We start from the raw sequence: 15,422 nt of genomic DNA, 5'->3' as shown, positions 1-15,422 counted from the left end.
TTTATCTCGTGTGGCATTTATTCTGCCGATATCTTATTTTTTCTGATGCCCTCTTGCTCAGACATCCTCGCAATTTACTAATAATACAAGACTTCTGGAAGTTCCGCTGCTATGGAATAGTGATAAATTCTTTAGCCAAGCCCAAATAATCTTTCGCCCCATACGAAGCCGCGTCATAGTCCAACACGCTCTGCCCGAACGAGGGGGCCTCGGCGAGTTTGACGTTCAGCCGGATGCGCTGCTGGAAAATGTATTCGTCCACGTTTTCTTTCAGGTAATCTTCAATCTCTGAGCTCAGCTTGCGGCGCTTGTCATACATGACCACCACTATGCCTTTCACTTTGAGCTTTTCATTCAGGTTCTTTTTGATTTGCTGCACCGTGTTCAGGATTTGTCCCAGACCTTGCAGCGTGAGCACCTCCATCTGCAGCGGAATCAACACCTCGTTGGAAGCGGCCAGCGCATTTACCGTGAGCAGCGACAAAGAAGGTGGGCAGTCAATCAGGATGTAGTCAAAGTCCTGCACCTCCTCAAACATGTGCTGCAAAAACCGTTCCCGCTCCTCATGGTTGACCAGGGAGATCTCCACGTCCACCAAGTCATTGGTGCCGGGGGCCACAAACAGCCCATTCCGTTCCTGGATGCAGTCTGCCAGCTTGTCTTTGCCGGAAAAAACATCTGCGAGGGTGCAGGCGGGCTCCGTGATGCCCAAAGAATACGAGAGGTTGGCTTGAGGATCCAGATCGATTAACAACACGCGTTTGCCCAGCTTCTGCAGGGCGCTTCCCAGGTTGATGGTGGTGGTAGTTTTACCAGTACCTCCCTTTTGGTTGATGACCGATACGATTGTTGCTGCCATAGGTTACAGAAAAAAACGAAAAATTTTCTTGAGGTAGATCGAGCCGCTAAACTACAAATAATTATAAGGGTCTTTCACATTTTAAGACCCCTTTCGGGAAAACGGCCCCTAAATAGGAAGATTATTGCTGGTACAGGAAATGCAGCTTACAGGTGCCTGCCCGCAGGTTCTCCCAAGAGTACCCGTTGAAGTGCAGGTGCGCGATGGCCGCTGGGTTAAATGACACTTCTTCATTGGCCAGCGCAGAAGCGAAGAAAGAGATGGTGGGGTTATGCCCTATCAACAGGAGCGTATCCACTTCATCACTCACGCCGTGTAACAGGGAGAGCAGGTCCGGCTCAGAGCCGTAGTAAATATCCCGCTCGTACTGGGTGGGAATCTTCTGCCCTATTTGCTCCAGCAGGTTGTCCAGCGTGAGGCGGGTTCTGATGGAGGAGCTGCATAAAATCAGATCAGGCAACAACGCCTGGTTTTTAAGCCAGAGACCCGCCTCTCCGGCTTGGCGCTCCCCAAAAAGTGTGATTTCACGGTCATAGTCCTTTTGCCAGATAGCTTTTTCTTCGGCTGTCGCGTGGCGCATTAACAGTAGATTCTTCATGCGAGTGTGTCCTTAAAAACCTTTTTACCCCCCTAAGGTATATTCTTTTACCTCACTTGGAACAATTGCCCTAAAGATAGTGGTTGGATTGTCTCAATAAATTACTACATCTTTGAAAAAATTTTCGGGCACCGCCCTGCTCTAATTATATATATGATAAAAAACCTAGTAATTGTGGAGTCACCGGCCAAGGCCAAGACTATTGAAGGGTACCTGGGGAAGGATTTCGTAGTGAAATCCAGCTTCGGGCACGTGCGTGACCTCCCCAAAGACAACAACGCCATTGACATTCAGAACGGCTTTAAGCCCACCTACGTGGTCAACCCCGACAAGCGGGAGGTGATCTCGCAATTAAAGAAACTGGCCAAGGAAGCGGAAATCGTGTGGTTAGCGTCCGATGAGGACCGCGAGGGAGAAGCCATTTCCTGGCACTTGTCTGAAGCCCTGAACCTGAACGAGGCCAAAACCCGCCGCATCGTGTTCCGGGAGATTACCAAGAATGCCATTCTCAACGCCATAGAAAACCCGCGCACCATTGACACCAACCTGGTAAACGCCCAGCAGGCCCGCCGGGTGCTGGACCGCCTGGTGGGTTTTGAGCTGTCGCCGGTGCTCTGGAAAAAAATAAAAACCGGGCTCTCCGCCGGCCGCGTACAGTCTGTTGCGGTACGCGTGGTGGTAGAGCGGGAACGGGAAATTGAGCGCCACAAAGCGGTCTCTTCCTATAAAGTAGTAGCCCAGCTGGAGGCCGGCGGCAAACGTCTGGAGGCGGAACTGAACACCCGCTTCAAGACGCAGGCCGAGGCGGAGGATTTCCTGCAGCGCTGCATTGGCGCCTCCTACTCTATTGAGAGTTTAGAGAAAAAGCCCACGAAACGCACCCCGGCTCCGCCGTTCACCACGTCTACCCTGCAGCAGGAAGCCAGCCGAAAGCTGTCTTTCTCCGTGGCGCAGACCATGACGGTAGCCCAGCGTTTGTACGAAGCCGGTAAGATCTCCTACATGCGTACCGACTCGGTGAACCTCTCGCAGGATGCGATGACAGCGGCTGCGGCCGAGATTTCGCGCACTTTTGGCGAAAACTACGTGAAAACGCGCCAGTACAAAACAAAATCAAAATCAGCGCAGGAAGCGCACGAATCCATCCGGCCCACGGACTTTGCGGCCATCCAGGTAAGCTCTGATCGCAACGAGCAACGCCTCTACGACCTGATCCGGAAACGGGCTATTGCGTCACAGATGGCCGATGCGGAGATTGAGAAAACCACCGTCAGTATCATCATCAGCGGCCAGCCGGAGAAACTCATCGCCACGGGCGAAGTCATCCGTTTTGAAGGGTTCCTGAAAGTGTACACCGAGTCTACCGATGACGAGGAAATTGCGGACGATGACGTGAAAGGCATGCTGCCTCCGTTGCAGGAAGGTAAGTCCCTGAATCTGCAGCGCCTGCAAGCCACTGAGCGCTACAGCCGCCCCGCCCCGCGTTACACCGAGGCTAGTTTGGTGAAGAAATTGGAAGAAATGGGCATCGGCCGTCCGTCTACGTACGCGCCTACCATCTCCACCATCCAGAAACGCGGCTACGTGGAAAAAGACAATCGCGAAGGGAAGGAAAGACCCTACAACGTGCTCACGCTGGAGAACGATCAGATCTCTACCCAGAAGAAAACCGAGATGGCTGGCGCCGAGAAAGCCAAGCTCTTCCCCACCGATATTGCCATGGTGGTGACTGACTTTTTGGTATCGCATTTTGAGAGCGTGATTGACTATTCCTTCACTGCCAGGGTAGAGGAAGAATTTGATGAGATTGCCGCCGGTAAAAAGCAGTGGGACAAAATGCTGGACACGTTCTATTCAAGTTTCCATCAAACCATTGAAACCAGCGCCAGCGTAGAACGCTCTTCCGTGAGCGGGGCGCGGGAATTGGGAGTTGACCCGGTGTCTGGCATGAAAGTAATCGCGAAGCTGGGCCGCTTTGGACCCTACGTGCAGCTGGGCGAGGAAGTGGAAGGCACTGATGCCAAACCCGTCTACGCCAGCCTCCGCAAAGGTACTTTCATTGAGTCCATCACGCTGGAGCAGGCCTTGGAATTGTTCAAACTCCCCCGCATTGTTGGCGAGTACGAAGGCAAGGACATGAAAGCGGCCATCGGGCGATTTGGACCTTATATTCAGCACAACAGCAAATTCTATTCGCTACCCAAAGATCTGGACCCGCTGCTGGTAACAGAACCCGAAGCGGTAGCCCTCATTGAAGCCAAGCGCAAAGCCGATGCCGAGAAGATGATCAAAACCTTCCCCGAAAACCCTGAGGTGACCGTCTTGAACGGTCGTTTCGGGCCGTACATCTGCGTGGGCAAGAAAAACGTGAAGATCCCCAAAGGTCAGGAACCCGCTGAGTTGACCCTGGAGCAATGCCTGGCTTTAGCCGAGGCTACCCCAGACAAACCAGCCCGGGGCGGATTCAAGAAGAAAGCGGCTCCGGCGGCAGATGCCCCGGCGGCAAAGAAAACGCCGGCTAAGAAAACCGCGGCTAAAAAGAGCACCGGCACCACCAAAACCGCAGCAGCCAAGAAATCTACCACTACCAAGAAAAAAGCCAGCTAAGCTTTAGCAATACTAGCTGGTTGCTAAAAATTAGACTGTATTTACCTCCGTTTTGAGGCTTGTTTTCAGAAACAAACCTTAAAACGGAGGTATTTTTTAGCACTTTCCCGTATCTTCATTTTACACTAAATCTAGCGTCTAACATCTGGTATGAAGCAGAAAGTTGTTGTTTTAACGGGAGCCGGCATCAGTGCCGAAAGCGGTTTGGCCACCTTCAGAGATGCCAACGGGCTGTGGGAAGGACATGACGTCATGGAAGTGGCCTCGCCGGAAGGCTGGCAGAAGAACCCCAAATTGGTGCTGGAATTCTACAACCAACGCCGCAAAAGTGCTTTGGGCGTTGAACCCAACGCGGCCCACAAGGCACTGGTGGACCTGGAGCAGAAATATGAGGTGCGGATCATCACGCAGAACGTAGACAACCTGCACGAACGGGCGGGCTCCTCCCACATCCTGCACCTGCACGGCAAGCTTTTTGAAAGCCGCAGCACCCAAGACGAGCACCTCATTTATCCCATGGAAGGCTGGGAACTGAACCTGGGCGATCTCTGCGAAAAAGGCTCCCAGCTGCGTCCCAACATCGTCTGGTTTGGCGAGGCCGTTCCGCTCATTGAGCAAGCCGCCGAGGAAACCATGACCGCCGATTACCTGCTCATCATCGGGACGTCGCTGCAGGTGTATCCGGCTGCCGGGCTGCTTTCCTTTGCTCCGCACGACACGCCCATCTACCTCATCGACCCCAACACGCCGCCCGTCTCTCATCGGCGGAACTTCACCATCATTCAGGAAAAAGCCACCGTGGGCGTTCCGGCGCTGGTCAAAAAACTGCTGGGAGAATAAAATCTGATCTAGAGCTGTTTTAGTAAAAAAGGCCCTAAAACGCTAAGCACTCATCCCGGCAATTCCCAGGGCTTTTCAGGATTGTACCAGAGTTCTTCCCCCCTGATCTCCAGCGGCGAGGCGAAATTGTTGTGGTACAGTTGACCGGTGCCAAGGCCCTGCGGCAGCGGACTGGCCACATCAGAGGCAAACTGCGCGACTGCATTCAGGCCGATGTTCGACTCCAGCGCGGAGGTCAGCCACCAGTCAATGCCCAGTGATTTCGCCACTTCTATCCACTCGCGGCTACTAACCAGACCGCCCACCAGCGTGGGTTTGATGATGATGTACTGTGGCCGGACGGTGTTAAGCAGGTTCCATTTCTGTTCCTTCCCTCTTATGCCAATCAGTTCCTCGTCCAGGGCAATGGGAATGGGCGATACCTGACACAGGAGTTGCAGGTCTTCCAACTGCCCGGGCTGGATGGGCTGCTCCAGCGAGTGGATGTGGTACATGGCCAACCGGCGGATTTTCTCTTCGGCGTCTGAGGTGGAAAAAGCCCCATTTGCATCTAACCGAAGCTCCAGTTCCTCAGGACTGGCCACGCGCCTGATTTCTTTCAGAATCTTCAATTCCTGGGCAAAATCAAGCCCGCCAATCTTCAGTTTCAGGCACCGGAAACCCTGGTCCAGCTTTTTCACGATCTGCTCGCGCATAAACGCCGGATCGCCCATCCAAACCAGTCCGTTGATTCTGATGCCCTGCTCCGCGCGCACGAAAGGTGTTTTGTAGAGGATTCGTTTGGCGCCGCGCAGGTAATCCAGCCAGGCGGTTTCTCCCCCAAAGCAGATGGATGGCCACTGCGAAAGGGAATTCCAGAACTCCATTCCTTCCTCCATCCCTAATTCAGGCACAGACAACGAATTGTACTGAGTACAGAGATTTCTGAGCAGCTGCGGAAAATGGGGAGAATAGTCGGGGCTGAGGCCGGGCAAGGGCGAGCATTCTCCCCAGCCCTGGAGTTCGGGCTGGTCGGTGTGGTGCACCCGCACGAAATGGGCCTGGTGCGTTTTCATGGCTCCGCGGGAAGTACGGGCATCAAACTTGAAAGACAGTTCCCGGGAAAAAGGGGTCAGAACGAAGGGCATAGGCGTTTGTCGGGCTGGCGAAGGTATAACCTTTCGGGGCAAAAGTAGTTTAGAAAGGGTAAATACGTATACACATGTCTTTCCCAATTTCACCAGAGCCCGCCAGTTTGCTCACCAGATACCAACAGATACGGCAACAGACCGAAAAAATATGCGCTCCGCTTACCCCCGAAGATACGGTCATGCAGCCAATGGTGGATGTTAGTCCGCCGAAGTGGCACCTGGGGCATACCACGTGGTTTTTCGAGACCTTTATTTTAATTCCGCACGTTTCCGGCTACCAACCTTTTCACCCGCAGTACGCCTTCCTGTTCAACTCGTACTACAACAGCATGGGCAGCCGGGTAGCCCGGTCGGACCGGGGCACCTTGTCCCGCCCGCCTTTGGCGGATATTTACCTCTACCGGAAACACGTGGACGAAGCCATGGAAAAAGCGCTGGCCTCAGAACAGTTGCTGGCTGAGGAAAATATTCAGGCCGTGATGGAGCTGGGCCTGCAGCACGAGCAACAGCACCAGGAACTACTGGTCACGGACATCAAATACATTCTCAGCTGCAACCCCTTGCTCCCCGCATATCAGGCAAAGAACACTTTCATTTCAGGGCCCGTTTCTGAAAAACAGGCCCAAAACGAGTGGAGCACCGTACCGGCCGGCATGTACACCATCGGGCATTCCGGCGACGGCTTCTGCTTTGACAATGAACTGCAGGCCCACCCCGTTTACCTCGCCGAGTTCCAGGCCCGCCGAACGTTGGTGACCAATGAAGAGTACCTCGCTTTTATACAAGCGGGTGGCTATTCAGATTTCAGGTATTGGCTGGAGGAAGGTTGGCAACTGTGTCAGCAAGAGCAGTGGCAGGCACCGCTGTACTGGGTGAAACAAGACCAGGACTGGTGGCATTTCACGTTGCACGGCCTGGAGAAAGTAGACCTGCAGGCCCCGGTCACCCACATCAGCTTCTACGAGGCACTGGCCTATGCGAATTGGTCGGGGCACCGGCTGCTCACCGAGTTCGAGTGGGAAGCCCTGGCGCAGTTACACGCCAACCCGCTGCCGCAGGGTAATTTCCTGGAGAGCGGCGTGTACCAACCCATCGCCTCAGAGGTGCCCCAGGACGGGCAACAGGTCGTACAGCTGCTCGGAAATGTCTGGGAATGGACGTACAGCGGGTATTTTCCGTACCCGGGTTTTGTGACGGCCCCCGGAGCCATTGGCGAGTACAATGGCAAATTCATGGTGAACCAGCTGGCTCTGCGCGGCGGCTCCTGTGCCACCCCGCAGAGCCACATCCGGCCTACGTACCGTAACTTTTTCCACGCTGACAAACGCTGGCAATTCACCGGCATCAGGTTAGCTAAAAAATAAAACCACACCGTACCTATGACCTCCACTACTACCCAGAATAACCTGATTGACCTGCTGCCCACCCGCGTTTCAGATGACAACGGTCTGGCGCAGGACGTAAAGCAAGGCTTGAGCCAATCGCCCAAAAAGCTTTCATCAAGATTCTTTTATGACGCCAAAGGAAGTCAGCTCTTCCAGCAGATCATGGAGCTGCCGGAGTACTACCTGACCAAACTGGAGCATCAGATTCTGTCCCGGCAGCGGAAGGAGATCCTGTTTGCGGTGGACACGACCTCGCCTTTCCAGTTGGTGGATCTGGGCGCCGGCGATGCCTACAAAACCAAGCTGCTGCTTTCTGAACTGATGGGCATGAAGGCCGATTTTTCGTACGTGCCACTGGACATCTCGCAGGACCAACTCAGCCTGCTGCTGGAAGACATGCACCACCGCTGGCCTTCCCTGCCGGTGAAAGCCCTGGCCGCCGAGTACTTCCAGGGGCTGGAATGGCTCAACCAGCACGAACGCCAGCGCAAGGTGGTGCTATTCCTGGGGTCCAACATCGGGAACTTTGACTTGGATGAGGCGAAGAACTTCCTCTGCACCCTTCGGCAGAGCCTTCACCCCGAGGACTCCTTTCTGCTGGGACTGGACCTCCGGAAAGATCCGGAGAAAATCAGGAGAGCGTATGATGATGCCGCCGGGGTTACCTCGGCCTTCAACCTGAACTTGCTGCACCGCATCAACAAAGAACTGCAAGCCGATTTCGATCTGGACGAGTTCCAGCATTTCGCCGAGTATGATCCGCTGGAAGGCACCATGCGTAGCTTCCTCATCAGCCGGAAAGCCCAGGAAGTCACCATCGGGGCTTTAAACCAAACCTTCCAGTTTGAGGCCTGGGAAGCCATCCACACCGAGAATTCCTATAAGTTTTCGTTGCGGCAGGTTGAGGAAATGGCGCAGGACTGCGGCTTCAAGGTACAGGACGTATTTACCGATCCCAGCCACGGCTTCGCCGATGTGCTGCTGCGGCCGGTTCACTAATGTCTAAGTAGGGGCAATCCCTTGTGGTTGCCCTTTCATTGAATACAGCAAAGGGCAACCACAAGGGATTGCCCCTACATTTAAAACAGTAGTATATCCTAAACACGAAGGACGATGGACATCATTCCGCTGCATTTAGGCCTTAATCATTTCCACACACCCAACCCTGCCGTAGAAGCCCTGCAGGAAGCGTTGGCCCGGCATGAAACGTTCTATGGCCCCAACGAAGGCTTACCGGATCTGCGGTACGCCCTGGCGCAGCGGTACCTGGAGGACGAAGGCGTTCCCGTGCCCGCGGAGCAGATTCTGATCACCCACGGGGCCAAACACGCCATTCACCTGTACCTGCAAAGCCTGCTGCAGCCCGAAGACGAAGTAATTGCCCTGGCTCCTTACTGGTTTGCGTTTCCGGAGTTGATTCAGCAAAGTGGGGGAAAACTGGTCACCGTGCCCGCCAACCCAGAACAGGCGTACGCGCTGGATGTGGAGGCGATCCGGCCGAAAATCAACCAGAATACCAAACTGCTGATTCTTACGAATCCCGGAAACCCCACCGGCAAAGTGTACTCCCGGGAGGAACTGCAACAGGTGGCCCACCTGCTGGAGGAGTTCCCCAACCTGCACTTGCTCTCTGACGAAATCTATGACGGACTAAGCTATCACGGACCGGTAACAAGCGCATTACGCTTTGAACATCTGCGCGATAGAATAGCGGTAGTAAACGGCTTCTCTAAGTCGTTTGCGATGTCTGGCTGGCGGCTGGGTTACCTCATTGCCCCGTTCCACCTGCTGCATACCGCCACCGAATTACAGCGGAAACTGATCTCCGGGGTATCTCCGTTTCTCCAGACGGGGGCCGTAGCCGTCACCCAGCAGCGGCACCGCATCTGGCAACAGTTCAGAACTGAGTTGGAAGGAAAACGGGAACGCGTTCAGCAAGCCTTAGAACAGCTCCCGGGCATTAAATTCACCGTTCCGCAGGCGGGCTACTACTTCACTTTACAGGTAGACGGTTTATTATCCCCGCAGAACCCTTCCTCTCCTTTTCAGTTGGTGGAAGAATGGGCCGCTGCCCTGAAAGATCAGGTAGGTCTGGAGGTGCTTCCCGCCACCAACATGGGCATGCCCGGCGCCCTCCGGATGTCCTTCGCCTTACCGGATGAGGTTTTGGAGAGCGCGCTGCTCCGGCTCAAAGCCTTCGTCTCCTAAGCATCGAGCTTCCTCATATCGATTAATAAGACAAAGCTTTAGCTATTCAAAATCATACCACAGCTTTAACTCAATGCTGTACCTGAACATGCTCATGTTTTCTGACCTCCGCTAAAGCTATCGTTAATATCGCCTCATCTTCTAGTTTATATTCCATGCTGTTTTGGGGCCTCTTTTCAGAAAACAGCTCCAAAGCCAAACTACACCTTTGGCCTCAGTGGATAGCAAAAGCTGATTTCATGCTGCAAAATACCAACACGGACATTTGTCTGTAGTGGCAAGGGAAAATAGCTGTAGCTTTGCGGGCTCTTAAAAAAAGGACCTGTGATTTTCTCCGCTCAATACCGCGAACATTATAAAAACACGTTTTGGCTGGCGTACCCAGTGGTGCTCAGTCAACTGGGCCACATTCTAGTGAGCGTGGCAGACAGCGTCATGGCCGGCCGAATTGGCACTGCCCAATTAGCCGCCGCTTCGCTGGGGAACAGCATTTTCACCATCACGCTGGTGTTTGGCCTGGGCATCTCCTTCAGCATTACCCCGCTGGTGGCCCGCGCCGATGGCCGTAAGAACCACACCCGCATTGCGCTGGTGCTGCTGAACGGACTTTTCCTGAACACGATTGTGGGCGTTTTGCTGTTCCTGGCGTTTTGGGGACTGTCGCCGCTCATTGCCTACCTGAACCAACCGGAAGAAGTGGTGCAACTGGCCATTCCGTACGTCAACATCCTGTTTCTGTCCATGGTGCCGCTCATGGTGTTCCAGGCGTTCAAACAGTTCGCCGAAGGGCTTTCCCTCACCAAGCAATCCATGTTCATCTCCATCTTCGCCAACGTAGCCAATGTGGGTCTGAATTACGTGATGATCTACGGAAAGCTAGGGTTTCCGGCGCTGGGCCTGAACGGTGCCGCCTGGGCCACACTCATCTCCCGGGTGCTCATGGCCCTGATGATGACTGCTTTTATACTGCGTGCCCGCCGGTTTGAACGGTACCGCCACTACCTGCGCTGGGCAAATCTCTCCTGGACGCACATGGTCCGCATGTTCAAAATCGGGCTTCCAATCTCGCTGCAGATGATCTTTGAAATGGGCGCTTTCAGTTTCTCGGCGGTCATGATTGGCTGGGTGGGTGCCCGCGACCTGGCGGCGCATCAGATTGCCTTGAACGTGGCCTCGGTGACGTACATGATGGCCAGCGGCATCTCGGCGGCAGCTACCATAAGGGTGGGCAAGTTGCGCGGCTCCGGTGATCTGTACGGGGCGCACGTGGCGGGTAACAGCAGTCTGGTGCTGGGCGCGTTGTTCATGGCCAGCAGTGCCACGCTCATCATCCTGTGCAAAGACTTCATCCCGCTGTTCTACGTGAACGATGTCTCGGTGCACGCGTTGGCCTCTAAACTGCTCATTATTGCGGCCATTTTTCAGCTTTCCGATGGCGTGCAGGTGGTGGGCTTAGGCGCCCTGCGCGGCCTTGAAGACGTGAAAGTGCCCAGCATGATCTCCCTTTTCTCGTATTGGCTCATTGCGCTACCGCTGGGGTTTGCGCTGGGCTTCTGGTTAGAGTTGGGTGCAGTGGGAATCTGGCTGGGCTTGTTTACCGGACTCACCATTGCGGCTTTGCTGCTGTTTTTCCGGTTCAGGAGACTTAGCCCGCAATAATTTTTTTGTAACTTAGTTGTGATAGGAGGAAACTCCTTTTGGCAGGGAGTGTGTTACCGCAGCAACTATGTCATTTACGTTTTTACCCCTCTGGATCAGCGCGCTGTTTCTGGCCGTTTTTCCTGAAAACACTTCTAAACCGATTGCCTCCGTTCGCGCAGACATTCCCTGGGCGGTGCAGAAGCGCCTTACCTGGGATGATTTCGCCGGTGATCCGTCGCCCACGAACCAGCACCACGCCCTCACCTCCACCAACATGGAGATGAAGGTGAAGTGCGAGAACAACAAGCTCAAGTTTAAGGTGGATGCGGTTTTCAAACCCAAAGAATCCTGGACGCGCAACAGGACCTCTACCCTGCTGCTGGCCCACGAGCAACTGCACTTTGACTTAACCGAGCTGCACGCCCGTATCCTGCGCAAGCGGCTGGCCGAGCTCCCCAACGCCTGCAACAACGGAGCCGCCGACCTGAACAGATACGCCAGCGAAGCTTTCAACAACTGGCACAAAGAGCAAGACCTCTATGATGCCCAGAGCCGCCACGGACTAGACAAAGAGCAACAACTGGAATGGATTGCCTCCGTAGAGCTCCGTTTAAAACAATTAGAAGCGTATAAGTAGTCATCGGTTTCCAGTTTTTAGAGGATTTCCGTAAAAGATGCTTAAAACGTAATCGCCTTACATGATAAGAGCTTGGCAGATGTCCTTCTGCCAAGCTCTTATCATGTAAGGCGATTCATCATCAGACGGTTGACAAGAAACTAACAACGGACAACCAATAACTGATAACTATTAAGTTTACAGCTTTTCCAAGTCTTTCAAGGCTGGTCCGGCCACCACTTTCCCGTAGGGGTCGAAGCGGGAGCCGTGGCAAGGGCAATCCCAGGAGTTCTCCAGGTTGTTCCAGTGCACAATACAGCCCAGGTGCGTACAAACCGCTGAGCATTCGTGACGGGTGCCTTGGGCATCGCAGTAAACGGCCACTTTGCCTGCTCCTTTCTGCACCACCACGCCGGTACCCGGCTCAATAGCGTCCTTCTCTTTCTGGCCTGGTTTCACCCAATCCAGGTACTGGCCGGCCACGTTGAGGTTTTCCTTCAGGAATTCCTTCGCCGAATCGGTAGAGAAGGTTACTCTTCCCGGGTCATACAGTTTCTCCCAGGGGTTCACCCGTTCGCAGATGAGGTCGGTGATCAGAATGCCCGCTATGGTGCCGTGCGTCATGCCGTGCCCGGAGTCGCCGGTGGCGATGTACACATTTTTGCTGTCTCCGGGATTTCGGCCGATAAACGCCATGAAGTCCACAGGCTCCATCACCTGACCCGACCACCGGAACACCACGTCCTGCACCATCGGGAACTTCTTGCGGGTCCACTCCTCGAGACAATCGAACCGCTCGCTTTCGTCTCCGTTGCTCTGGCCGGTTTTGTGGTCCTCGCCGCCCACGATCAGGATATCGGATTCCAGGTTTTCCTCGCCCGCTACGGTACCTAGGCGCACGTAGTGGTAAGGATCAGAATCGTCCCAATACAGCGCCGTGGGGATAGTTCCTTTGGGTACCCGGGCCCCGATCACGTAGGTGCGGTACGGGGCTTGTTTGGTGTGCATGGTCACCTGGTCGTTCACGGGCGTGTTGGTACACACCACCAGATGATTGGCGCTCACGGCAAATCCGGCATCGGTGACGGCGCGGTTCACCAGGCCGGTATCGAACTCCTTCACGTGACTGTTGGTGTAGATTTCACCGCCGTGGTCCAGAATGTAGCGGCTCAACACCGACAGGTATTTTACCGGATGGAACTGCGCCTGGCGCGGAAACTCCAGGCAAGGCCCTTCGCTCACGCTGGGCAAGGGGCACTGCTTCAGCTTCACGACATCCATGATGCCCAACTCGCGGCAGGCTGCCAGTTCCTGATCCAGCTGGTCCTCAGTGTCTGTGGCGCCCAGAAACAGGTAGCCCGGCAGATACTGAAAATCACACTGGATGTTTTCGTCTTTGATGATCTGCTCAATTTTATGGATGGCATCGCGGTGACTTTCGTACGCCAGCAGCGCCTGCGCCTTCCCGAAGACCTTGATCAGGGTAGAATAGCGGTCGTCCAGCGCCCAGGAAAGGTGCGCCGTGGTGCGGCTGGTCTCGCCGCCGCAGATTTCGCCAGCCTCCAGCACTACTACTTTCTTGCCTTCTTTGGCCAGCAGATACGCCGTGGTGAGGCCAGAAATTCCAGCGCCCACCACGCAGACATCGGCGGTGACGTTGCTGTTCAGGGTCTGGGTCACCGGCATCTCTACGCCCGGCTGCCAAACAGATAAAGTGGTACCCGTGTTGTTTTTCATAGTTTGGTGGTTTCTAGATGGAAGCAGCTTCAATAAAAGTACCGCCTCTTTGGATACGCGGGCTTTCACCAGAGGTTTCTACGGACCATCTAGCCGTATTTGCCCCTTACGGCCGGAGCCGCTATCTTGCCGCCATTAACTATGGAAAATCTGAATACAATGGAAAACCTGATTACGTGGGAGCAGTTTACGGCCGTGGAGCTGAGGGTAGGCACGATTGTACGTGCCGAGGCATTCCCTGAGGCGCGTAAACCGGCCTATAAGCTCTGGGTAGACCTGGGGGAACTGGGAATAAAAAAATCCAGCGCACAGATTACGCGCCGGTATTCGTTAGAAGAAGTAGTGGGGAGACAGGTGATCTGCGTGACCAACTTCCCCAAGAAGCAGATTGGCCCCTGGCTTTCTGAGGTGCTGGTCACTGGTTTTGAAGACGAAGCGGGAAACATTGTGCTGGCGCAGCCGCAGGCTCAGGTGCCCAACGGGAAACGACTTATCTGATCATTTTAGGTTCCTCTCTCCTCGATTTCAGAGAATCAGAACGCATGCGCTTCAATCTGGTGATCCGGCGGGTATTTGCCGTATCTCGCGCTACCGTCAAAGGAGCCACGGTAGAATCTGAGGTAGCCGTCTGGGCGGTCAATTTGGCTTCGCGGGCACTCAGGCTGTCTAAGATGACCTCGTAGATCTTGTCCATGGTGGCCGGCGTGGCCAGATAATAGTCATAGCTGTGCTTGAAGGCACTGTCTGAGACGCCCTGGCGTTGTAAGATACGCTTGTGGGCCTCGCGGTAGGCTACCCGCGAAGAGTCATAATGGTGAACGGTACGGCTGATGGCGGCCTCGGTGAGGTGAACGTCTATCATGATCCGGGCCATTTTCTCCTCAGAAATCAGATCGGCTGGTTTCTCTCCCTCCGGGGTGCAGGCCAGGAAGGTGAAAGGCAGGAAAAGCAGGCACAAACGTTTTTTCACGCGGTTGTTCGTAAGTTTGGGTAATTTTAACGCTGTACCAACCTCAACAGGTATGAAAGACTTGGTCAGGAAGCTACGAAAGTACGAGATACAGATCAGAAAGGCAATTGACGCCCAGATGCAGGGCGACTTCAAGTCGGTGTTTAAAAGCTCTGGGCTGGAGTTCGATGACGTACGCGCCTACCAGTACGGCGATGACGTGCGGTCTATTGACTGGAACGTATCGGCCAAAGGCCACGGCACCTTCGTGAAGACGTACCGCGAGGAGAAAGAACAGAACGTGTTCCTGCTGCTGGACGTAAGCGGTTCCCATTCCTTAGGCACGCCAGGCTCGCAGAAGATGGACATTGGGAAGGAGATTGGGGGCATTTTGGCGTTATCGGCCTTAAAACAGGGAAGTCAGTTGGGCATGATCTGCTTCAGCGATGGCAAGGAACGCTACCTGAAGCCCGGCAAAGGCAATGAGCACGCGTACAGCCTCATCAAAACCCTGGCCGTGTTGCAGCCGCAGTCTTTGAAAACTAACATTGGCGCGGGCATCAAGCTCTGCCTGAACGTGGTGAAGCGCAAAAGCATCATCATCCTCATCTCCGACTTCATTGACCTGAACTACGAACGCGAGCTCATCATGCTGGCCAAGAAACATGATCTCATTGTGCTGCAGCTCATGGACAAGCGCGAGAAGGATTTCCCCAAACTGGGCATTATACCGCTGCAGGACAAGGAGACCGGCAAAACCATCTGGGTGAACACTTCCTCCAAGGAGTTCAGGGAAAAGTACCTGCTCCCCTACGCCCAGAACCAGGAGCGGCTGGCCAAAGTTTGCCGCCA

The 15,422-nt window shown here is 54.4% G+C and carries 14 protein-coding genes; 9 read left to right on the top strand and 5 right to left on the bottom strand.

All coding sequences use genetic code 11. The features are described 5' to 3' along the window. Window positions 1-109 precede the first annotated feature (109 nt). Both H7U12_RS21970 and H7U12_RS21965 read right to left on the bottom strand, forming a co-directional pair. A complete protein-coding gene (locus H7U12_RS21970) occupies window positions 110-859 on the bottom strand; it encodes a ParA family protein (protein WP_186642068.1) in 750 nt (249 codons plus the stop codon). A gap of 121 nt (window positions 860-980) precedes the next feature. After that, on the bottom strand, window positions 981-1,457 hold the full coding sequence (locus tag H7U12_RS21965) for a SixA phosphatase family protein (protein WP_186642067.1): 477 nt from the start codon (window positions 1,455-1,457) through the stop codon (window positions 981-983). 153 nt (window positions 1,458-1,610) lie between these two features. On the opposite strand from H7U12_RS21965, the gene topA reads away from it, so the two are divergent. After that, window positions 1,611-4,064 carry a type I DNA topoisomerase gene (gene topA / locus H7U12_RS21960; protein WP_186642066.1) on the top strand — a complete coding sequence of 818 codons (2,454 nt, stop codon included), beginning with the start codon at window positions 1,611-1,613 and terminating at the stop codon, window positions 4,062-4,064. Between the two features lie 150 nt (window positions 4,065-4,214). Continuing rightward, window positions 4,215-4,904 carry an SIR2 family NAD-dependent protein deacylase gene (locus H7U12_RS21955; protein WP_186642065.1) on the top strand — a complete coding sequence of 230 codons (690 nt, stop codon included), beginning with the start codon at window positions 4,215-4,217 and terminating at the stop codon, window positions 4,902-4,904. A 50-nt stretch (window positions 4,905-4,954) separates the two neighbouring features. Here the strand turns inward: H7U12_RS21955 and H7U12_RS21950 are convergent, their stop codons facing one another. Next, entirely contained in the window at window positions 4,955-6,031 is a 1,077-nt protein-coding gene (locus H7U12_RS21950; RefSeq protein ID WP_186642064.1) for an o-succinylbenzoate synthase, read from the bottom strand. 74 nt (window positions 6,032-6,105) lie between these two features. Here H7U12_RS21950 and egtB point away from each other — a divergent pair, with 74 nt between their 5' ends. From egtB to H7U12_RS21925, 5 genes are all read left to right on the top strand, one after another. After that, window positions 6,106-7,398 (top strand): ergothioneine biosynthesis protein EgtB, encoded by a 1,293-nt coding sequence (gene egtB, locus H7U12_RS21945; protein ID WP_186642063.1) that lies wholly within the window; start codon window positions 6,106-6,108, stop codon window positions 7,396-7,398. Between the two features lie 15 nt (window positions 7,399-7,413). After that, window positions 7,414-8,418 (top strand): L-histidine N(alpha)-methyltransferase, encoded by a 1,005-nt coding sequence (gene egtD, locus H7U12_RS21940; RefSeq protein WP_186642062.1) that lies wholly within the window; start codon window positions 7,414-7,416, stop codon window positions 8,416-8,418. Between the two features lie 114 nt (window positions 8,419-8,532). Further along, window positions 8,533-9,627 carry a pyridoxal phosphate-dependent aminotransferase gene (locus tag H7U12_RS21935; RefSeq protein WP_186642061.1) on the top strand — a complete coding sequence of 365 codons (1,095 nt, stop codon included), beginning with the start codon at window positions 8,533-8,535 and terminating at the stop codon, window positions 9,625-9,627. Window positions 9,628-9,951: 324 nt separating this feature from the next. After that, a complete protein-coding gene (locus tag H7U12_RS21930) occupies window positions 9,952-11,286 on the top strand; it encodes an MATE family efflux transporter (RefSeq protein ID WP_317170808.1) in 1,335 nt (444 codons plus the stop codon). Between the two features lie 67 nt (window positions 11,287-11,353). After that, the gene (locus H7U12_RS21925) at window positions 11,354-11,905 is read left to right on the top strand and encodes a DUF922 domain-containing protein (RefSeq protein WP_186642060.1); all 552 of its coding nucleotides are present in this window, start codon (window positions 11,354-11,356) and stop codon (window positions 11,903-11,905) included. Between the two features lie 177 nt (window positions 11,906-12,082). On the opposite strand, the gene H7U12_RS21920 is transcribed toward H7U12_RS21925, so the two are convergent. Further along, the gene (locus H7U12_RS21920; RefSeq protein ID WP_186642059.1) at window positions 12,083-13,621 is read right to left on the bottom strand and encodes an FAD-dependent oxidoreductase; all 1,539 of its coding nucleotides are present in this window, start codon (window positions 13,619-13,621) and stop codon (window positions 12,083-12,085) included. 159 nt (window positions 13,622-13,780) lie between these two features. Between H7U12_RS21920 and H7U12_RS21915 the strand changes: the two genes are divergently transcribed. Further along, window positions 13,781-14,119, top strand: a complete 339-nt coding sequence (locus H7U12_RS21915) for a tRNA-binding protein (RefSeq protein WP_186642058.1) — start codon at window positions 13,781-13,783, stop codon at window positions 14,117-14,119. Here the strand turns inward: H7U12_RS21915 and H7U12_RS21910 are convergent. After that, window positions 14,112-14,591, bottom strand: a complete 480-nt coding sequence (locus tag H7U12_RS21910) for a DUF4296 domain-containing protein (protein ID WP_186642057.1) — start codon at window positions 14,589-14,591, stop codon at window positions 14,112-14,114. The two genes, H7U12_RS21915 and H7U12_RS21910, sit on opposite strands and share 8 nt — an antisense overlap. Before the next feature lie 52 nt (window positions 14,592-14,643). On the opposite strand from H7U12_RS21910, the gene H7U12_RS21905 reads away from it, so the two are divergent. Further along, window positions 14,644-15,422 (top strand): DUF58 domain-containing protein (locus H7U12_RS21905; RefSeq protein WP_186642056.1); only part of this gene is annotated, 779 nt, incomplete at its 3' end.

It is taken from the genome of Rufibacter sediminis (genome assembly GCF_014269285.1).
GTDB classification, from domain to species: domain Bacteria; phylum Bacteroidota; class Bacteroidia; order Cytophagales; family Hymenobacteraceae; genus Nibribacter; species Nibribacter sediminis.
The sequence above is the reverse complement of the archived record's forward strand: the minus strand, read 5'-3'. Positions and strand labels throughout refer to the sequence as shown.